General features: G+C 56.5%; 19 protein-coding genes, 1 tRNA gene and 1 other RNA gene. 15 read left to right on the plus strand and 6 right to left on the minus strand.

What is annotated here, in order from left to right; all coding sequences use genetic code 11:
• The first annotated feature begins 21 nt into the window (after positions 1-21).
• From HZB34_17675 to HZB34_17705, 7 genes are all read left to right on the plus strand, one after another.
• Positions 22-753 carry a glucose 1-dehydrogenase gene (locus tag HZB34_17675; GenBank protein MBI5317794.1) on the plus strand — a complete coding sequence of 244 codons (732 nt, stop codon included), beginning with the start codon at positions 22-24 and terminating at the stop codon, positions 751-753.
• An 11-nt stretch (positions 754-764) separates the two neighbouring features.
• Positions 765-1,160, plus strand: coding sequence for a RidA family protein (locus HZB34_17680; GenBank protein MBI5317795.1), 396 nt, complete (start codon positions 765-767; stop codon positions 1,158-1,160).
• Positions 1,161-1,174: 14 nt separating this feature from the next.
• Positions 1,175-1,807, plus strand: coding sequence for a DNA-3-methyladenine glycosylase 2 family protein (locus tag HZB34_17685; protein MBI5317796.1), 633 nt, complete (start codon positions 1,175-1,177; stop codon positions 1,805-1,807).
• 346 nt (positions 1,808-2,153) lie between these two features.
• Positions 2,154-3,035 (plus strand): MBL fold metallo-hydrolase, encoded by an 882-nt coding sequence (locus tag HZB34_17690; protein ID MBI5317797.1) that lies wholly within the window; start codon positions 2,154-2,156, stop codon positions 3,033-3,035.
• A gap of 2 nt (positions 3,036-3,037) precedes the next feature.
• Entirely contained in the window at positions 3,038-4,672 is a 1,635-nt protein-coding gene (locus tag HZB34_17695; GenBank protein ID MBI5317798.1) for a hypothetical protein, read from the plus strand.
• Positions 4,673-5,052: 380 nt separating this feature from the next.
• Positions 5,053-5,402, plus strand: a transfer-messenger RNA (tmRNA) gene (gene ssrA / locus HZB34_17700).
• 308 nt (positions 5,403-5,710) lie between these two features.
• On the plus strand, positions 5,711-6,646 hold the full coding sequence (locus HZB34_17705; GenBank protein ID MBI5317799.1) for an SUMF1/EgtB/PvdO family nonheme iron enzyme: 936 nt from the start codon (positions 5,711-5,713) through the stop codon (positions 6,644-6,646).
• Between the two features lie 207 nt (positions 6,647-6,853).
• Here the strand turns inward: HZB34_17705 and aqpZ are convergent, their stop codons facing one another.
• Positions 6,854-7,552 (minus strand): aquaporin Z, encoded by a 699-nt coding sequence (aqpZ, locus tag HZB34_17710; protein ID MBI5317800.1) that lies wholly within the window; start codon positions 7,550-7,552, stop codon positions 6,854-6,856.
• Between the two features lie 184 nt (positions 7,553-7,736).
• Here aqpZ and HZB34_17715 point away from each other — a divergent pair, with 184 nt between their 5' ends.
• The 8 genes from HZB34_17715 (at position 7,737) to rplT (ending at position 13,122) form a co-directional block, all read left to right on the plus strand.
• Complete coding sequence (locus tag HZB34_17715; GenBank protein ID MBI5317801.1) at positions 7,737-8,327, plus strand: hypothetical protein; 591 nt, start codon at positions 7,737-7,739, stop codon at positions 8,325-8,327.
• Between the two features lie 77 nt (positions 8,328-8,404).
• Complete coding sequence (locus HZB34_17720; GenBank protein MBI5317802.1) at positions 8,405-8,677, plus strand: HU family DNA-binding protein; 273 nt, start codon at positions 8,405-8,407, stop codon at positions 8,675-8,677.
• Between the two features lie 301 nt (positions 8,678-8,978).
• A complete protein-coding gene (locus tag HZB34_17725) occupies positions 8,979-9,797 on the plus strand; it encodes a polyphosphate kinase 2 family protein (GenBank protein ID MBI5317803.1) in 819 nt (272 codons plus the stop codon).
• Between the two features lie 66 nt (positions 9,798-9,863).
• Positions 9,864-9,938: transfer RNA gene (locus HZB34_17730), tRNA-Val, on the plus strand.
• Positions 9,939-10,019: 81 nt separating this feature from the next.
• Positions 10,020-11,951: a threonine--tRNA ligase gene (thrS, locus tag HZB34_17735; GenBank protein MBI5317804.1), complete on the plus strand. Its 1,932-nt coding sequence runs from the start codon at positions 10,020-10,022 to the stop codon at positions 11,949-11,951.
• A gap of 13 nt (positions 11,952-11,964) precedes the next feature.
• On the plus strand, positions 11,965-12,471 hold the full coding sequence (infC, locus tag HZB34_17740) for a translation initiation factor IF-3 (protein MBI5317805.1): 507 nt from the start codon (positions 11,965-11,967) through the stop codon (positions 12,469-12,471).
• 38 nt (positions 12,472-12,509) lie between these two features.
• A complete protein-coding gene (rpmI, locus tag HZB34_17745; GenBank protein ID MBI5317806.1) occupies positions 12,510-12,710 on the plus strand; it encodes a 50S ribosomal protein L35 in 201 nt (66 codons plus the stop codon).
• A 43-nt stretch (positions 12,711-12,753) separates the two neighbouring features.
• Positions 12,754-13,122, plus strand: coding sequence for a 50S ribosomal protein L20 (rplT, locus tag HZB34_17750; protein ID MBI5317807.1), 369 nt, complete (start codon positions 12,754-12,756; stop codon positions 13,120-13,122).
• Between the two features lie 293 nt (positions 13,123-13,415).
• Here rplT and pheT read toward each other — a convergent pair whose 3' ends face one another.
• From pheT to HZB34_17775, 5 genes are all read right to left on the minus strand, one after another.
• A complete protein-coding gene (gene pheT / locus HZB34_17755) occupies positions 13,416-15,131 on the minus strand; it encodes a phenylalanine--tRNA ligase subunit beta (GenBank protein MBI5317808.1) in 1,716 nt (571 codons plus the stop codon).
• Between the two features lie 110 nt (positions 15,132-15,241).
• Entirely contained in the window at positions 15,242-16,804 is a 1,563-nt protein-coding gene (locus HZB34_17760) for a phenylalanine--tRNA ligase subunit alpha (protein MBI5317809.1), read from the minus strand.
• A gap of 12 nt (positions 16,805-16,816) precedes the next feature.
• A complete protein-coding gene (locus HZB34_17765) occupies positions 16,817-17,515 on the minus strand; it encodes a ribulose-phosphate 3-epimerase (protein ID MBI5317810.1) in 699 nt (232 codons plus the stop codon).
• A 2-nt stretch (positions 17,516-17,517) separates the two neighbouring features.
• A complete protein-coding gene (gene rsmB / locus HZB34_17770) occupies positions 17,518-18,930 on the minus strand; it encodes a 16S rRNA (cytosine(967)-C(5))-methyltransferase RsmB (GenBank protein ID MBI5317811.1) in 1,413 nt (470 codons plus the stop codon).
• Between the two features lie 104 nt (positions 18,931-19,034).
• A complete protein-coding gene (locus HZB34_17775; GenBank protein ID MBI5317812.1) occupies positions 19,035-19,982 on the minus strand; it encodes a methionyl-tRNA formyltransferase in 948 nt (315 codons plus the stop codon).
• Positions 19,983-20,179 lie beyond the last annotated feature (197 nt).

Here is a 20,179-nt window from a genome sequence, read left to right on the forward strand (position 1 = left end):
TAAAAACGTAAAGGAGCCATTATGGCGTCACTCAATGGAAAGGTCGCGATCGTCACAGGGTCGTCGAGTGGAATCGGACAGGCAATTGCAGAGCGATTGGCTCAAGACGGGGCGATCGTGGTGGTGAATTACGGAACAAGCGCAGAGAAAGCTCAGCAAGTAGTCACAGGCATTAAAGCCAAGGGTGGGAAGGCCGTCGCCGTCCAATCCGATATGAGCCAGGTCGTAGAGGCCCGCCGTCTAGTAATCGAAACGGTGAAGCAATTCGGCCGACTCGACATCCTCGTCAACAATGCCGGGCGGTTTATGCCCAAGCCTCTTATGGAGACCACAGAGGAAGACTTCGACCAGCTCATCGCCTTGAATGCCAGGGGCCCTTACTTCGCGATGCAGGAAGCGGCTTATGTGCTCAAAGAGGGCGGCCGTATCGTGAACATTTCGACCGACGGAACCCATTTGAGTTTTCCCGGTGCGACGGCCTATCTTGGCAGCAAAGGCGCATTAGAGCAGTACACAAAAGGGCTGGCGCAGGAACTCGCTCCACGAGGCATCACCGTCAACACGGTCTCGCCAGGCTTTACTGAGACGGGCATGATGACAGAGCAGTTCCGTCAGATCGGCATTCAGATGTCGCCGTTGAAGCGGCTCGGTCTCCCCAAAGATATTGCCGATGTGGTGGCATTCGTCGTCAGTGAAGAGGCGCGGTGGTTGACGGGCCAGAATATTCATGCCGGTGGCGGCATTGTGATGTAGGGAGGGAACAGATGGGACGGCAGAATATTTCCACTGGTGGTCCGTGGGAGAGCAAGCTTGGGTACTCTCGAGCAGTACGAGTCGGAACCTCAGTACAGGTATCCGGCTCGACGGCGATGACGCCCTCCGGCTTGGTGGGCAAGGGAGATCCCTATGCACAGACGATTCAAACGTTGAAGACGATTGAATCGGCGCTCCAGCAGGCGGGAGCCTCGCTTGCCGATGTGGTCAGAACGCGTATGTATCTGGTAAACATTGATCAATGGCAGGACGTCGGCCGGGCCCATGGTGAAGTGTTCGGCTCGATCAGGCCCGCGACGACGATGGTGGAGGTCAAACGGCTGATTGATCCGGACATGTTGGTCGAAATCGAGGCCGATGCGATCTTGACCCAAGATAAACCTTAGGCCCGGGTTCTCGGATGGATCGACAGACAGTAGAGACCAGGTATCTGTCAAAGACAGACCCGGTCATGAAGCGTGTGATTCGGGACATCGGGCCCTTTCGTTTGACGCCGCGAACGCGCCGGTCGCCGTTTGAATCGTTGGCACGGGCGATTGCCTATCAACAGCTGCACGAACATGCGGCGGAGAGTATACTCCGCCGGTTCGTAGCTTTGTGTCCGATGCGCCGGTTTCCTCGACCGGACGATCTGCTTGCGATGGACCAGCAGGCGATTCGCAGTGCGGGCTTCTCACAAGCCAAGGTTGCAGCACTTCGCGATCTGGCTGCCAAAACATTGGACGGTACCGTGCCGGCGGGAGTGATCATTCGAGCGCTCGATGACGAAACGATCATCGAACGGCTCATCGCGGTCCGTGGGATTGGCCGTTGGACGGTCGAAATGCTCCTGATTTTCCAACTGGGACGACCGGACGTCCTTCCGGTTGATGATTTCGGTGTGCGCAAAGGGTTCCGCATCGCCTATGGCCGGCGTTCGCTACCGATGCCGAAAGAGGTGCGACGATATGGTGAGCGATGGAGGCCTTACCGCACCGCCGCAGCCTGGTATCTCTGGCGGATAGCCGATCGTGCGAAGGAACCAGGATGCTGAAAAGGACCGCCAGCAGGGAGAGGGGTGGCCTGGTTGGTCCCCCGTGCTCACGGAACCCCCACGATGAAGCAGTGGTCGTTCGACGTGCGCAGTTGGGGACCAAGCCAGGTCACCCCTTGAAAGAAGGTAACGAGCGAGCTTGGGAGGATTGTCTTTGATCACTCGCTGCGGTCTTGCTTGGGAAAAGGCGCGTCTATGGGTGAAGAGTCTGTCTTGGCAGACTCAGGGTGGGAGGGTGGAATAACCGCCAGGGCTGGGTCGGTGAGAAGTCTGGCCTTTTTGAGCATCCTGCGGGCTCAGACTGAGTTTTTCCGCATCCTGTAGGCTCGACTTTAGAGGTTGTACAATGGCTGACGAGCAAAAACGGCTCGACTCCAATGTCGCAGGGAATTTTTTTGTCGATGCGACCTGCATCAATTGCGATACGTGTCGCCAGCTCGCGCCGGCGAGCTTTGAGGAAGTCGGTAGTTTTTCCGCGGTCACCAAACAACCGACCGATCATGGACCTGTTCAACAGGCCTATCAAGCGCTCCTGGCCTGCCCGGTCGGTGCAATCGGGGCCGAGCAGAGCGACAAGGTGCGAGTGCAGGACGCTATGGCGAGCTTTCCGCTCCATCTGGAGGGCGGTGTCTCGTACTGTGGCTTCAACTCAGAAAAATCGTTTGGCGCGAATAGCTTCTTCATCGAACATCCGGACGGCAACTGGCTGATCGATTCACCACGCTACCTCAAACATCTCGTCGAGGCCTTCGAACAGAAGGGTGGCATCGCGTACATCTTTCTCACCCATAAAGACGATGTAGCCGATGCAGAAAGGTATGCTGCACACTTCGGCGCGAAACGGATCATTCATCGAGCGGACCTCGAAGGGGCTCCTGATTCAGAATGGGTTATTGAGGGGGCCGACAGCAAAGAGGTCATGCCGCAGTTTCGGATCATTCCCGTGCCGGGCCATACCCCGGGAAGCATGGCCCTTCTCTACAAGAATACCTTCCTCTTCACGGGCGATCACCTCTGGTGGGACTCTGTGCAGAAGAGATTGGGTGCTCCGACCAGGCTGGTTTGGAGGAGACATGTCCTCGTAGATTCCATCCAGAAACTTCTCGACCACCCTTTCGAATGGGTGCTGGCCGGGCATGGTGGCCGGACGCGCCTGCCGGCTGAGGAGATGCGCGCGCACCTCAGGGCGCTGGTCGAACGTCGCCAGCCCGGCAACGTCATCTCATAGCGATGTTCACGCATCTGGCTCAGTGGATCGACAGCAATATTCTTTCCCTGGGCCGTGAAATGCGGCTCTCCTATCTGCCGCCGCTCATGGTCTACATGGCCTATGGCATCTCCGGCCTGACTGGGATTGTCGGCACCTTCTTCGTGAAAGACTACTTAGGCCTCTCCGCGTCATTCCTCGCGGCGCTGGGATTCTGGGCCGGTATTCCTTGGGCGCTCAAGATGCCGATCGGACATCTCGTCGATCTTTTGTGGCGCTGGAAAGGTTGGCTTGTAGGCCTCGGAGCCGGGCTCTTGGCGGCCAGTCTCGGTATCATGGCGGCCTTGATCGGGAGTCGCGAAGCGATGACTTCCTTCCTGCCTGCGGAGGTCTGGTATGTGATCAGCACCTTGCTTGGGCCGATCGGCTACGTGGTGCAAGATGCAGTCGCGGATGCGATGACGGTTGAGGCAGTTCCTCGCGTCGACGATCGTGGGCAGCCGTTCGACCAGCCGACCCTCAAGCTCATGCACACCACGATGCAGACACTCGGTCGTGTGGCGATCGTCGGTGGCGGCATCATTGTGGCGTTGATCAACGTATATGTTTTCACAGGGGTAGATGGACTTCCGCAGGCAGAGGTCGTGTGGCTCTACCAAAAGGTGTATCTCATGGCGTTGGTCATTCCATTCATATCAGTTCTCGGTGTCGGGCTGGCCTGGATACTCCGCCTGAAACACAAGAGCCGACTGCTTCAACAAGGGTTTCCCGCTGGGCAAGCAGGGCAGATGGTCACTGCGCGTGATGAAACACAGGAGACGACGAAGCCCAATTGGTGGATTCTAGGCGGAAGTCTTGGCTTTGTCCTGTTCACACTGACCGTCGGATTCGGCGGCTTCTCGTATAGCGCAGAAATTGTCTTTGTCGGCTCCATGGCCATCGTCCTGTTCTTGATGGCTCGACTGGTGCGAGAGCTGGAGCCGGACAAGCGATTCACGCTGGTCGGGACAGCGGTCGTGGTCTTTATTTTCCGGGCGATTCCTGGGACCGGGCCGGGGACGACCTGGTGGATGATCGACCAGCTCAAATTCGATCAGCAGTTCCTCTCCGTCCTCTCGCTGATCGGCAGCACGCTTACCTTGGTTGGCATGTTCGTCTTTCGGCGCTTCATGGCAGAGCGGTCGATTGCCTATGTCGTGGGGTTCCTGACGGTGATCGGAACCATTCTGACCCTTCCGATCGTGAGCATGTTCTATGGTCTGCACGAATGGACGGCGAGCATTACTGGAGGGGTTGTCGATGCACGGTTCATTGCGCTGGTTGATACGGCGTTAGAATCGCCGCTCGGTCAGATCTCGATGATTCCCATGCTCGCCTGGATTGCGAACAGCGCTCCTGCGAACTTGAAAGCCACCTTCTTTGCCGTGATGGCGTCATTTACGAATCTGGCCTTGTCGTTGAGCCAGCTTGGCACCAAATACCTGAACGAAATCTATGTCGTGGCTCGGGAAGTCCGTGATCAGGCCTCCGGCGTCATTCAAACGCCAGCCGACTATAGTCACCTCGGCTCGCTGTTGATCGCTCAGTTGCTCCTGGGCCTGGCGCTCCCCTTCGCGGCGATTGTGTTTGCCAAAGTGACCCGCTTCAAGAGCGCATGACGGTTCTGCTGCAATCGTAGATCCGCTGCTGCGACAAGCCTGGTCACTGCAAGCGTGGTAATGGTGAATGGTTTGAATTGACGGCAAAAGATATCAAAGCCTTCAAACGCCGCAAGTTCATGTAACTTTGCTATGACCTGTCAATTCTAACCCCTCCCTAGCATCTCCTTGACCTGTGCGGTATCATGAGCATCTAAGAAAGTGCGTACGGCTTATTAGATGATGGTTGGTAACCAAAGCTGGAACCTGCAGGATGATCAAAATGGGTTCCAGCAAGGCCCGAGCGACTGAGCACCCGAGGCGTACAGTTTTACGTACGTCGCAGGGCGCGAAGAAGCGAGAACGCCGCTGGAGACCATTTTCATCATCCTGACAAGAAAGGGGGCGACCGGTATCGACGGGGATACTGAGGTCAGCGGTGCATGTCGAGCTCTCGGGGTCTCGTAAATCCTCCGGGAAAATGTAACTGCCAATCAAGAACTGGCACTCGCAGCTTAATTAACTGCGACGTTCCTCCACCTGAGGCCCGCGGGGGTGGTCGGAGCGCGATACAGCGGGCTGGTCCAAAGCCGGTGCTCAGCGGCTGAGGATGAGACAATACTGGGCTAGCGGCCAGTCTAAGCCAGCCGATGGGCGTGGGTGGCCGCGAAATTAAAACGATCGGCTACACATGTAGATCCGTTGTACTGAAGGTCTTCGGACCCGGGTTCAACTCCCGGCGCCTCCACCAACCAGCCCCTCGGCCATCTGACCGGGGGGTCTTATGTCCGGCTGGACGATCGCATCGACACAAACGTAGATGCGGTTTGGCCTCTGGAATCTCAACCGGACACTCCCCCATGTCGGCGTAACATGCCTGCTACTTGCTGGGGCAGGTTGCTTTCAGCGGTCGGCGCCAGCCGATGTCTCGGTGGGGGGTGGCCTCCATTGCTCTGGCGGTCGCACTCGATGCTGGATTTGTCTTCATGATTTTGGGTACTCTATCGGATTAAAATAGACGATCAACCTGCGCTGAAGTGGCCGAATGGAGGATCGCACATGAGGTTGTGGGCGCGACTGATGGCTCCTGCGGCGCTAATCAGCCTGTTATCGGTCGTCTGGATCACCAACGGCCTCGCACAGCCTGATGACACGTTCCTGGTCAAGCCAAAACCGGTTCTAACACCGGCCAAACCGCACAGGGCCTCAAATGAGGGGAAGCCGTTGGAGAAACGACATCCGGGAACCAATCACAAGTCCTCCACTGCTCCGTCGCTTCCGGCCGAGATCGTCGGACATGATGGAGCCTCCATGGTCCTGATTCCTTCCGGGGAATTCACCATGGGGAGCGATAAGGGCGATGACGACGAGCAGCCGGTTCATCGCGTGTTCCTCGACAGCTATTACATCGATAAATTTGAGGTGACCAACGGAAGGTTTGCCAAGTTCGTCGAGGCGATTCACAGTGAACCCCCTTGGGGGTTCGGAGACCGAGAGACCCCGGTCGTCCAAGCCGATCAGCCGGTACGTTGGGTCAACTGGATGGAAGCGATCGGCTATTGCCTCTGGGTGGGGAAACGGTTACCGACCGAAGCCGAATGGGAAAAAGCTGCGCGGGGGACCGACGGAAGAATCTATCCTTGGGGCAACGATCTCCCGACACCGGCACAGGCAGTGTTCGGTTTGAATGAAGGTGCTGAGACGGTCTCGCCCATCGGCCATCGTGAGAAGGGGCAAAGCCCCTACGGTGTCCAGGACCTGGCAGGCAATCTCTACGAATGGACGATCGATTGGTACGACGAGGAATACTACAAGAAGATTCCCGCGATCAATCCGCACGGTCCGGCTGAGGGCACGACGAAAGTTCAGCGGGGCGGATCCTATACCAATACCCCCTACCGACTACGCTCGACCTTCCGCACCAAAGGTGATCCGGCAGAACATGAACCCAACGTCGGTTTCCGCTGCGCCCAGGATGTGCCCTCCCTGCCGTAAACGTGCCGCAAGCCAGAGTCGCGCGGCGCCGTTGAACCGGCCCACTTAGCAGGCTGTTCAGAAAGGCCGTCCAGCAAGGCCGCAGCAAGCAAAGAGGCGAAGCGTACTCTTTAGTAGTACGTTGAGCCTCTGAGCGCGGCGACCTGCCTGCGCGAAGCGCTTCGGCGGAGGCAGGGAACGCCGCTGGCGGACTTTGTCAACAGCCAGCTAGGGTTTCTTCGGATTGCCGGCCATAAGGGGATAGACCAGCCCACCTAATGCGCCTCCGAGAATAGGGGCGACCCAAAAGAGCCAGAGTTGCTGCAGAGCCCACGCGTCCGCAAAGACGGCGCTGCCGGCGCTGCGTGCGGGGTTCAGGGACAGATTCGTGACCGGGATACCGGCCCAATTGATGAGTGCTACCGCCAGCCCGATTGTCAGGGGTGCAAAGCCCTGCGGTGCCCTGCTGTCCGTCGAGCCCAGGATGATGAGAAGGAAGAAAAAGGCAAATACCGTCTCAGCGCAGAAGCCGGCCAGCAGCGAATAGCCGGCCGGAGAGTGGTCGCCGTAGCCATTGGAGGCAAAGCCTCCGGGCACAAAGCCCTCCCGCCCTGTGCAAATGAGATAGAGAAGACCACCGCCGAGGATCGCACCGATCACTTGTGCGGCAATGTAGCCAGGAACCTCGTGCGCGGGGAACCGCTTACTGAGCATCAGGCCCACGGTGACGGCGGGATTGATATGGCAGCCTGAGATATGGCCAAAGGCGTAGACCGCCGTCACTACGGCTACCCCGAAGGCGAACGCGATCCCAAAGACCCCAATGCCGAGCTGTGGGATTGAGGCGCTCAAGACCGCGCTCCCGCAGCCTATGAACACCAACCAGAACGTGCCGACCGCTTCTGCCGTTAGTCGTCTTCCCATCAGTGCCTCCACGCAAGAGGTTTGCTGCCCGCACTATGCCCGTGGGAGCGAAAAAGCGCAAGCGGCGAAATGCCCACATCCTGTTCCCTGTGCCCGTAAGAGGCTGGCCAGACATTTTCCTCATTGACATCAAATTGGCCCTGGGCAATAATCCGCACCTCTTCTTTCCTTTTCTTCTGGAACGTTCATGTCGCCTACGTCATCTGGTTTCAGTATGTTGGTGCTCAGCGGTGATCCGGAGATCCAGAGCCAGTTCAAACAGGCCTTCAAAGATGTGTCTGTGACTGTGGCGAAAGATATGTCCGCGCTGTCGAAGGACATGATGCGTCGATCGTTTGATGCGGTGATCGTCGAGTTGAAACCGGGCTCATCCGATAGAACCAGCACCAATCCTCCCAACATCGATCTGTCACATACCATGGTCATCACCGGTTCTCGAACCGTACTGAAGCGAGCCTCCAGGTTCATGCACATGATGGTCCGGCAGAATTCAGCTCGACCGAACGGGAAAGACGCTCTGTCGCTTGAGGACTATCTTGAATGGAAGATGGGAGATTTTGTGAAGGGGATGCGACATGGTTCAGGACGCAACCTGCATCCGATGTTGATCACCGCCATTGAACGTCCCTTGATCACCAGAGCTCTTCAGGAGACCAAGGGCAATCAGATTCAGGCAGCAGAACTGCTGGGTTTAAATCGCAATACTCTCAGGAAGAAGATCCATGATTTGCATATTCCCGTGAAACGGAGTCGGACTGTGAAGATACGGGAGGCCTGACTCATGTCATGTGGTGGGGTACAGCGAGCGTGGTAACAAAGAGTTGAGTAGTTTAACCCAATAACAGGAGGGGCATGATGACGAAAGAAGAGTTGATTGCAAAGATGGCGGCATCGGCTGGTATTACCAAGGTTGCAGCAGGCACTGCGTTGCAGGCTTTCACCGGAGCCGTGACCACCTCCCTGAAAAAGGGACAACGCGTTTCATTGGTGAATTTTGGAACCTTTACGGTTGCCAGGCGAAAAGCCAGGATCGGACGGAACCCTAGAACCGGTGAGGCGCTTCGGATCCCTGCAGCCAAAGTCCCCAAGTTCTCGGCAGGGAAGATCTTGAAGTCAGCCGTCAGGTAACATCGCACGATCGTCAGATCGTATGTCCGGCAAGCAAAAGAGAGGGTAGTGCACGTGACCTCATGGGTGCGCTCCTTCTCTTTTGTGCTTTGGTTATGACGTCTCATTGACCGGCTCGCAGGATTGAGCCGCAACAAAGCTCGTCGTTTGTGAAATGCAAGACCCGGCTGGTCTCTCTTGTCTGTCTGCTCTGTCTAGTTATCCGATTCTCCAAACCAGATAGACCAGATAGACCGAAAAGACCAGACAGACCCATCTCCGCCCTGCTCTGTATCTGAGTGAGAGAAGAAAGCAGGTTCTCATGAAACAGTATCGTGTGAAGATAGGCCGCAAGTTATCTCTGAAGCAGCACGACCCAGACGGTACCGGCAACTACAAGAAAGACGACGACGGCAGAGCATCTGCAAAGGCCGAGACGGATAAGCACATTGCCACAATCAGTCAGCTGCAAGAGCGTCTCTATGCCAACAGCGCACGGGCGTTATTGATCGTCCTTCAAGGCATGGATACCAGCGGGAAAGATGGCACGATCCGCAGTGTGATGTCCGGCGTGAATCCTCAGGGCTGTAAGGTTGTGTCGTTCAAGGCGCCTTCCTCCCAAGAACTGGCCCATGACTTTCTCTGGCGCGTACATAGAGAAGTCCCGGCGAAAGGGCAGATAGGGGTGTTCAACCGGTCGCATTATGAGGATGTGCTGATCACTCGCGTGCATGGTTGGGTATCAGACGAGGTGGTGGAGCGTCGGTTCGAGCAGATCAAGGAGTTTGAGGAACTGCTTACGGAAAATGGGACGACTATTCTCAAATTTTTTCTCCACATCTCGAAGAAGGAACAGAAGGAGCGCTTGGAGGAACGCGTGCGCGATCCAGAAAAACGCTGGAAATTTAACGAAGGGGATCTTGAAGAACGGAGACTGTGGAACAGGTACATGGTTGCGTTCGAAGATATGATGGCTGCCACAAGCACCGCTCATGCTCCCTGGTATATCGTGCCTGCTAACCGGAAATGGTATCGAAACCTTGTGGTCGCCGGTCGAGTCGTAGAGGCGATGGAGGACATGAAACTGAAAACACCGCCGCCCTCCCCAGGAGTCAACTTCGATACGTTGAAGATTGTCTAGGAGCCTGGACGAGCCGTTTCTTGACACATTGGGCAGGGCTATATTAGCATGCGCCTCCGAACCGGTAGGCGCGTAGCTCAGGGGGAGAGCGCTACCTTGACACGGTAGAGGTCGACGGTTCAAGACCGTCCGCGCCTACCATCCAGGTGAGGGTGTTCGTTTGCCTCTTGGAGGCGGGGGGGACTATTGTTGTTTTTGGCGCTTGATGAAATCAAATAGGGCATGAAAATTACGCTTAGAGATGGCAGCAGTCGTGAGATTCCAGCCGGCCAGACCGTTGGGTCTGCTCTGTCAGCTCTGGGCCTGGTCTCTAAGCCGGACATTCTTGCGGCAAAGGTGAATGGCCAAACCGTAGATCTCTCAAGCATTTTGACGGAAGATGCTGAAATTATTCCATTGCAATTCGACAGTCTAGAGGGCCGTGAGGTCTACCGCCATAGCAGCACTCATATTATGGCGCAGGCCGTCAAAGAGGTCTTTCCCACGGCGCAATTGACGATTGGCCCAGCTCTAGAAGAGGGGTTCTTTTACGATTTCGCGTTTGAGCGTCCCTTTACCCCGGAGGATCTCGAAAAAATTGAAGCGCGAGCGAAAGAAATCATCAAGCGCGCTCTCCCTGTGAAGCGGACAGAATTGTCGAAGCAAGAAGCGGTGCGGTTTTTTCAAGAGCGGGGGGAATCCTATAAGGTCGAGTTGATTCAGGGACTGGCGGATGAGCAGACCATCTCAGTCTATAGCCAAGGGGAATTCACCGATCTCTGCCGAGGCCCCCATCTGCCGACGACAGGCCATGTCGGGGCATTCAAGCTTCTGAACACGGCCGGAGCTTACTGGCGCGGTGACGAACGCAATCCGATGCTGCAGCGGATCTATGGGACATCTTTTCCCACTCAAGCGGAACTCGATGCACATCTCGCGCGGTTAGAAGAGATTAAGCGACGAGACCATCGAAAGGTCGGTAAAGAGCTCGATTTGATTTCGATCCAGGATGAAATCGGTCCAGGGCTCGTGCTCTGGCATCCAAAGGGCGCGACAATCCGGCTGTTGATCGAAAATTTTTGGCGCGATCAGCATATTCGAAATGGGTACGAACTGGTGTACTCCCCCCACGTTGCCCGGTTAGATCTCTGGAAAACCAGCGGCCACGTCGACTATTACCGCGACAACATGTTCGCACCCATGAAGGTCGAAAATAGCGAGTACCAGCTCAAGCCGATGAATTGCCCGTTCCACATCATGATCTACAAGTCGCATCTACGGAGTTACCGAGACCTCCCCATCCGCTATGGCGAATTGGGGACCGTCTATCGGTACGAACGGACAGGCGTCCTCCACGGTCTGCTGCGGGTTCGCGGCTTTACACAGGATGACGCCCACCTGTTCTGTCGGCCCGATCAGATTGAAAGCGAAGTCAGCCAGGTCTTAGATTTCACGTTCTTTATCCTGGGAACCTTCGGGTTCGCCGAATTTGAAGTGTACCTCTCGACGAAGCCGGAAAAGTCCGTCGGCTCGGAAGAGCGGTGGGCGCAAGCCACAAGCGCGCTTGAAGCAGCGCTGAAGGGACGAGGAGTCGCCTACCAGATCGATCCGGGGGAAGGCGTATTCTATGGACCGAAGATCGACATAAAAATCAAAGATGCCCTGGGGCGATCCTGGCAATGTTCAACGATTCAAGTCGATTTCAATAATCCCGAACGGTTCGAATTAGGCTACATTGGGGAAGACGGAAAAGTTCATCAACCGATCATGATCCATCGAGCCTTGATGGGATCGATTGAACGGTTTTTCGGCATTTTGATTGAGCATTTCGGCGGCGCCTTCCCAACCTGGCTTGCCCCGGTTCAGGCGATGGTCATGTCGATCACGGACAATCAGCGGCCCTACGTTGCAGAAGTTGTGACTCAACTCAAGGCTGCGGGATTCCGTGCCGAGGCTGACCTTCGGAATGAAAAAATCGGGCTCAAAATTCGAGAAGCGGAAAAGGCGAAGATCCCATTTATGTTCGTAGTCGGCGACCGGGAAGTGCAGAACGGAACTCTGGCCATACGGGGCCGGAGCGGAGCAAACCTCGGCAGCATGACTATTGCGGGAGCGCTCGATCTGCTCCGTGCGGACCTCAAGCCGACAGAGCGGCAACGGACAATGACACAATAGAAAGAGGTGGCCTATCGTCCCCAAATTACGAGTTAACCGGGAAATCAGGGTGCGCGAAGTCCGAGTGATTGGTCCGGATAGTGAACAGCTGGGCATTCTCCTCACGGCGGATGCATTCAAACAGGCACAGGAAAATGGCTATGACCTCGTCGAGGTTGCCCCGACGTCGGTGCCTCCCGTGTGCCGCATTATGGACTACGGGAAGTACAAGTTTGAGCTGAGCAAGAAGGAACACCAGAACCGGCGCCATCAAAAGTCGACGCAGGTGAAGGAAATTAAGTTGCGCCCCCGGACAGATAAGCATGACTTGGAGATCAAGATTCGACAGATTAAGGGCTTTCTGGCCGATGGGAACAAGACAAAAGTTCTCTTGACCTATCGCGGTCGTGAAATGGCAAACCAGGAGATGGGCCGAACACTCATGAATACGGTTATCGCAGAGTTGGCAGAGGTAGGCACGATCGAGTACGCCCCACGCATGGAAGGGCGGAGCTTGATCATGATCGTTGCGCCAAAGTAAGACAAGCGGCCCGCTATGAACCAAAGGAATCACTGATCATGAAAAGAAAAATGAAAACCCATAGTGGCGCCAAAAAACGGTTTTCCAGGACCGGCTCTGGAAAGTTGGTCAGGCGAAAGGCGGGAAGGCGCCATATCCTCACCAGCAAGACACAGGATCGGAAGCGTCGGTTGAGCGGCACAGTTCTTGTGGACAAGACCAAGATCCAGGCGCTGGATCGTTTATTGCCCTACAAATAAATTAGACTGGGTGAATCGCGTTAACTTAAAGGAGTACTGACTCATGCCTCGCGCAAAAGGTGGCCCCAAAACAAGACATCGGAGAAAGAAGCGGCTGAAACTGGCCAAAGGACAGTATGGAGGGAAGAGCCGGCTTTTCCGCACCGCGACAGAATCCGTCGATAAAGGTCAGGCATACGCCTATACGGGACGGAAAAATCGGAAACGGGATTTCCGTGCGCTGTGGATTGCGCGCATCAATGCGGCAGTTCGGGCGCATGGACTGACCTATGGCCGGTTTATCAATGCCCTGAAGAAGGCCAATATCCTCTTGGACAGGAAGGTCCTGTCGGATATGGCAATTAAGGATGCCACGGGGTTTGAGCAACTGGTCGGACTCGCCAAGCAGCAACTTGCTCCCGCCAGGGCGTAAGTGAAGCTACTCGCGATATTCCCTTCGAAAGAGTGGCTGGGATAGGGCTTAGCAGGATGCTCAAAAAGTCCAGACTTCTCACCCACCCAACCCTGACGCGCCGAGACGCGTCAGGGCCCAGGCAAGGCCGCAGCGAGCACATAACGATAGCTCTAGCTTGCTCGTTACCTCCTTCAAGGGGTGGCCTGGCTTGGTCCCCCACTGCGCACGTCGAACGACCACTGTTTCATCGTGGGGGTTCCGTGAGCACGGGGGACCAACCAGGCCATCCCGTCCCCTGCTGGCGGACTTTTTCAGCGTCCTGCTAGTTCTGTCAGGTCGATTTCAAACGCAACAGCCGGAACCGCGATCTGCCATCGTTCCAGAACTTCTGGGTGCAGTTCCCCAATCACACCGACTTGTATCCCGCCAGATACGATGCCACCGACTCGTCCAGCGAGAAATGAAGGATGCTGGATCGGTTCCAGGCTGTAAGCTTGGTTCACATAGTAGAACAACGTGTCCAGACAGGAGTGGGCCTCAGAAAAATGCGCATCGGCGTGGGCGATCATCCCGCCGAGCAGTGTCACAGTGCGCGACCCAACAGACTGTGTAGGATCCGGACGTGCCACTTCACCTGCTTCGAACAGTCGATGGGGATAAAACGCCCTATTCGATGCGGTTTCTACCCGAAGCAACGAAGGAAGCATCCATTGTCGAAGTGCTGAGAAGGTCTGCGACATCACATTGTCCACCTCGACAAGTTTTCCCCACTCGGTTCCTTCCAGTCGCATCGCATCACGGAGATCCTGGGGCGAGCCGAGAATATTGGAAATGATTTCCTGGAAGCCCATGCCGACCATGAGCGCCCTGATACGGTCGGAGAATTCCTCAATACGTGACAATCCACCGACCGTGAACTGCGAGGGCATCACCGGCAGGAAGTCACTGTACCCGCGGCTGATCGCGACATCTTCGACGATGTCCATCGCGTGCATCAGATCCTGCCGATAGAACGGAGGCGTCACTTTCACCGCTTTACCACTGGTCGTCACCTGATATCCATAGGCCGTGAGGGACTTCGCGACGTCGTGCGCGCCGAGTTCCTGCCCAAGGGCCTGTTCGATTGTGCTGACGGGAAGTTTCCGTGACTTACCGAGATCTTGCGGAGTGATGACCGCCTTGCCCAGAGCTGTCTTATAGGGATACCGTACTTCGATCGGCTCGATCACAGCGCCACGATCCGCAAGATTGGCCGCAAAGATATTGAGAGTCAGGACGACCATCGAGAGGTCGGTGCCGGTCACTTCGACGAAGAGAGCGTCGTCTCCAACCAGCACTTCTCCGACTTCCCGACTATTGATGATCGGAGGAAAGGAGAGGGCCTGATTCTTCGCATCGCGCAGATAGGGCAGGCGATTCTGTCCCGCGAGAATCCCGCCGAACTCCAGACCCTTGGGATGGACGAGCAGCATCTCCCCCAGCGTCATCACCGTGTCCATGCCCAACGGGGTAAAGGTGGCCTCGTCCGGCTTCACCAAATCATAGGCGACAGGAAATTCGATTGCCGCGAGTCGATAGAGTCCGATTGATACGGTCCTGCGTTTACGACCGAACATTTCGGCGAGTTTTTCTTGTGTCTGTATCAGCTGAGTGAGGCCCTCCTGGGTCACACGGTAGCCCGTCGCAGTACAAGCGGCTATATAGGGCCTGATCCCCTCCAGACCGGGGGCCACATCCAACCGCTTTGCCGGTTTCGGCGGTGCCTTCAGAAAACTGTACTTCACGAGGGAACCCTGCCGCTTCAGCCGAAGCTGTCGAGCGATCCCTTCGCAGCACCAGAGATCGGGGCGATTACTGTCTTGCAGCTCAATGCGCAGTTCGCCGGTGTCGGGATTCTGCCCCTTCAACTCACCCTTCACGAGCATCAACGATTCTTCGAGTTGCTCCATGGTGAGCAATTGGCAAGCTTCGCCCGGCCCTGTGAGCAATCCCTCGAGATCCTGTTTGAAAATAGTAATGGTGGGCATATGGGATAACTCCGGTCTGTCTGGTTTGTTTTGTTTATTTGGTTCATCTGGTTAGTCTCGTTCAACCAAAAAAACCAGACAAACCAAATAAACTAAATAAACCAGACCGGCTAGACGGCCCCCCTGGTGGAGCGTATCAGATCCAGATTGTCGGTGAATAACTCTCGAATATCGTGAATGCCGAGCGCCACCATCGCCATGCGATCGAGCCCCAATCCCCATGCAATCACTGGAACGCTCACGCCCAGTGGAATGGTGACCTCAGACCGTAGCAGCCCGGCTCCTCCCAGCTCCATCCATCCGAGCTTCGGGTGGCGCACGTGCAGCTCGACCGAGGGTTCGGTAAAAGGAAAGTAGGCCGGAAGAAATTTGACTTCTTTGGCCTGCGCGACTTCACGGGCAAAGAGATTCAGCAGGCCGAGCAACGTGCGAAAGTTGATGTCTTCGCCGAGCACGATCCCTTCTATCTGGAAGAAATCAGTCGCGTGAGTCGCATCCACCTGATCGTAGCGAAAACACCGGGCGATGGAAAAATACTTTCCCGGCACATCCGGTTGAGCCGCCAACGTATGGGCCGAGACGGCAGTTCCCTGGCTCCGCAAGACCAGCCGGCACGCGCGCTCCGCGTTGAACAGATAGTTCCAGCCGGTTGAACCGGTTTCACCGCCACGCTGGTGCGCTTGTGCGACCCTGGACAAGAACGGCTCCTCAATCGAAGAGGCATGAGTCGGTTCCTTGACAAAGTAGACGTCGTGGATGTCGCGTGCCGGATGGAACTGCGGCATGAAGAGGGCGTCCATGTTCCAGAACTCGGTTTCCACGAGAGAGCCCCGCATTTCCTGAAATCCCATGCTCACGAGTTTGGTCTTGACGGTATCGAGGAACTCGCGATAGGGATGCCTTTTGCCCGGAGCAATGCGCGGCGCGCGGAGACTGATCGTGTACTTACGGAAACGCTTCGTCCGCCAGCTCCCGTCTTTCAGCAATTCGGGCGTGAGCTGGGAGACTTCCGCTGCAGTCCCTTGCCGGGAGAGCTGCTGGGCGGCTTCTATGCCGGCATCGGACAGCTTGAACGATCTGGTCACCCGATCATCGATACGGAAGGGTTCCCGCGCGTTCCCCCGCTTGACGGAGTGGTCTTGAATGACCTGCTGTTGTGCCGTGGGAAATGCCTGCAGATCTCGCGGCGCTCCACGGAGCTGCTGCAGCAGTCCCCGCATCGCTTCCGCCGTCTGGCTCGGCCGGCCGGTCGCTTCGACACAGCCGCCTTGAATGATCAGGAGCGCGCCCTCTTTCTTGAGGCGTCCGATCGCACCGCTCACATCCTCCGGTTCAAGTCCTTCCCGGGATTGAATGTCTTGAATGGTCAGCCGCTTGCCTGTTTTAGCCGCATCGCGAGCCGCAGACAGCACCCGCTCGATCGGCGAGTACTTTTCAAAGTAGAGTTCGCCGATTTTGGTGAGCGAGACATTCGGTGTCACGGTCTCGGTATCGACGGTGAGTAATGATTTGGCGAGTAACCATTCGATTGCCATGCTCAACTGCGAAGGTTCCAACCCGGTGGACTGCGACAACTGTTCCGTTCGAAGCACCGCGTCGGGCTTCGCCACAAAGGTCGAAAGTACTTTGACTTCCAGGGGGTGCAGGCTATCGATGAGGGAAGAAATATCCACCCGAGAGGCCTATCAGTGAGCGGAGACGCGCTTCGGCGTCCTGGAGGAATGTTGGCCGGCTGCGCGCATGGCCGCGATCGTCTCGGCATAGTTCTGACTGGAGAAGATGGCTGACCCTGCAACCAGGACATCAGCTCCTGCAGCTAACACTTGAGCCACGTTGTCGATCTTCAGGCCTCCGTCCACTTCGAGCAATGCGTGACTTTCAGCCCGATCGATCATGGCACGAGCCGAAGAAATCTTCGGGAGACAGGAGGCGATAAACTGTTGACCTCCGAAGCCGGGATTGACCGACATGATCAGGACCATATCGACCTCGGGGAGAATTTCCATGATTGTATTGAGCGAGGTGGCAGGATTCAGGGTCACCCCGGCCTTGACGCCTCGCTCCTTGATCGATTGTACTGTGCGATGGAGATGTGGACAGGCTTCCACGTGAACCGTGAGATAATCGGCTCCCGCCTCGGCGAAATCCGCAATAAAGGCATCGGCGTTCGTGATCATGAGGTGGACGTCGAGGGGTAACTTGGTGACTTTTCTGAGCGCCGCCACGATCGGCGGTCCGATGGTCAAATTCGGGACGAAATGCCCGTCCATGACATCAATGTGCAGGAAGTCGGCCCCCGCACGTTCCACTGCCGCCACTTCGTCGGCCAGTCTGGCAAAGTCAGCAGCTAAGATCGAAGGCGCAATGAGAGTGGAGCGTGCCATCATCAGACCTTCCTCAGCCGCGCTGCGTAAAAGCCGTCCATCGAGTACCGGTTTCCCATTGTTGAGAGGGCGCCTCGTTCAGTGACGAACCCCTGCGCCGCGGGCAATAACCATGAGACGACGGATTCGCACTGGAACTCCTCATGGGCACGGCAGAATCGCTCGATGACGTCTTCGTTTTCTTCCGGTTCCGTCGAGCAGGTACTATAGACCAGCACCCCGCCGGGCCGCAAGCATGGGGCAACCGCTTTGAGGATTTGACATTGGAGCGATTGATGTCGTGGGAGGACCTGCTCGCCCTTCCGCCACTTCGCTTCCGGATGTCGCCGCAATACACCGAGCCCGCTGCAAGGCGCATCCACCAATATTCGATCCACAAATGGTTCACCGACTCTAGCCTTCGTCGCGGGAATCCATTCATGTCGCTGTCGAATATCGCCGAGAATCGGCACGACAATCCGAACTCCGAGTCGATGACAATTGCTTCGCAGCAGATCCAGACGGGCTCCTTTTCGGTCAACGGCGTAGATGATCCCCTTGTTCTGCATCAGATCGGCCAGATGGGTCGATTTTCCTCCCGGCGCCGCGCAGGCATCGAGGACGATGTCACCGGGCTGAGGATCGAGAAGAGGGGGAATCAGCTGTGCTGCTTCGTCTTCAACATAAAAAGCCCCTTCCTGAAATCCCGGGAGAGAGGGCACAGGGGCTCCCTCTTCAATCACGATACCGAACGGACTTACGCTGGTCGGCTTGGCCGCAATACCGGCCCGTGTAAATTTTTCAAGGAGTACGCCCCTGGTCGTGATCAGCTGATTCACTCGAAGTGTCATCGGAGGCGCAAGGCTGACTCCTTCGCAGGCTGCTTCCGCAGTCACCAGGCCCAGACGTTCCACCCATCGGCGACTGAGCCAGTCTGGAATTGAGTACCGCACAGCAAGGGCGTGATCGGGATGATGATCCATGCTCGGCCAGGGCTGAGGCGTATGGCGCAAGAGCCCGCGCAAGACCGCATTGACAAAGCTGCTCCAGTCCCGCCCAACTGTGCCAGCAAAGATTCTGGCCAGGTTGACCGATTCGTTGACTGCAGCAGACTGGGGGATACGATCGAGGAAGAGGAGTTGATAGGCGCCAAGCCGGAGCAGCATCTGTACGACAACAGGAAGGCGGGGAAGTGGCTTATCCAGAACCGGCTCAAGTCGCCAGTCGATGGTCGCAAGCCGCCGCAAGACACCATAGGTGAGCTCCATCGTGAGAGCCCGTTCCCTACTGTCGAATGAGCATCGCGCAAGGACACGATCCAACAGAACATCGACCCCCTCCTCACTCTTAACCGACTCCACCAGCAACGAAAGGGCGACCGTACGGGCTGATGGTGCGGTCTGGGTAATGAATGGGGATCGAGCACCAGAAGCCATAGAAGACGAACCTGGTCTGTCTGGTCTGTTCGGTCTGTCTGGTTTGTTTGGTTGCATGAGAGTAATCAGAAGGACCAGACAGACGAGAGAGACTAGACAGACCTTTAGACGAGAGCTGTTCCCCCTAGCTGCATTCCAGTGGCAACGGGATGGCCTGACAAGTATTGAGATACGGCCATGCGACGACTATTAGCCGGCTGCAACTCCATCACGGCAAGGACTCCTTCCCCAGTGGAGACGTGAATCGCTTCGGTTGTCACGGCGATGATCGTACCAGGAGGTCTTGTCACAGGCCCTGGAAGCGCTCGCGCATGCCAGATCACCCAACGGTCACCTCCCGCTACGGTTGTATAGGCTCCGGGCCAGGGAGAGAGGCCGCGGACCCGGTTGGCCAGAGCCGTCGCCGGCAAAGCCCAATCAATCACACCATCTTCCTTTTTCAGCAGCGGCGCCAGGGTTGCGCGTGAAGGATCTTGCGGTCGTGGCACGAGGGTACCGGCCTTGACTCGGACAATCGTTTCGACCAGCAGTCTGCCTCCAAGCTCAGCCAGTCGGGGCGAGAGGGTGCCGGCGGTATCGTCTGGCGTAATGGGGATGGCCTCTTGGAGTAACATCGCGCCGGTATCCATTCCCTCATCCATGAGCATGGTCGTAATACCTGTTTCCGTTTCGCCGTTGATGATGGCCCACTGGATCGGACCAGCCCCGCGATACTTGGGAAGAAGGGAGCCATGCACATTGACACAGCCGAGTGGGGGAAGCGAGAGGATAGCCGGAGGCAGGATACGTCCGAACGCTGCGACCGCAATCAGGTCCGGTTTCCACCCGGCGAGAGTCTGGAGGAATTCAGGATCCTTCATCTTCAGCGGCTGGAGCAGAGGAATCTTCGCTCCTTGGGCCAGCAGTTTTACCGGAGACGGCGTGAGGACCTGCCCGCGCCCTTTCGGACGATCCGGTTGCGTGACGATACCAACAACGGAATCGTCCGATTTCAACAGGGCATCAAGAGAGGTCGCCGCAAAATCCGGAGTGCCCATGAAGACAATTCGCATACTATCGCTTTAGCATTGCAGGTGGGCGAATGCAACTCGGAGCCACGGGCGTTGGCTGTAATCCCAAAATGATAATGTCCGCTTTCGCCAAGATAGAAATGTCCTCTTCACTGATAGACTGCCCGCCCTCACAAGGAGGGCCGGATGGTCAGAGAGGACAGGGTCATCATGAGTGTGAAGGAACTCAGGCGGATGGC

The organism is Nitrospirota bacterium (genome assembly GCA_016219645.1).
GTDB lineage: Bacteria > Nitrospirota > Nitrospiria > Nitrospirales > Nitrospiraceae > Palsa-1315.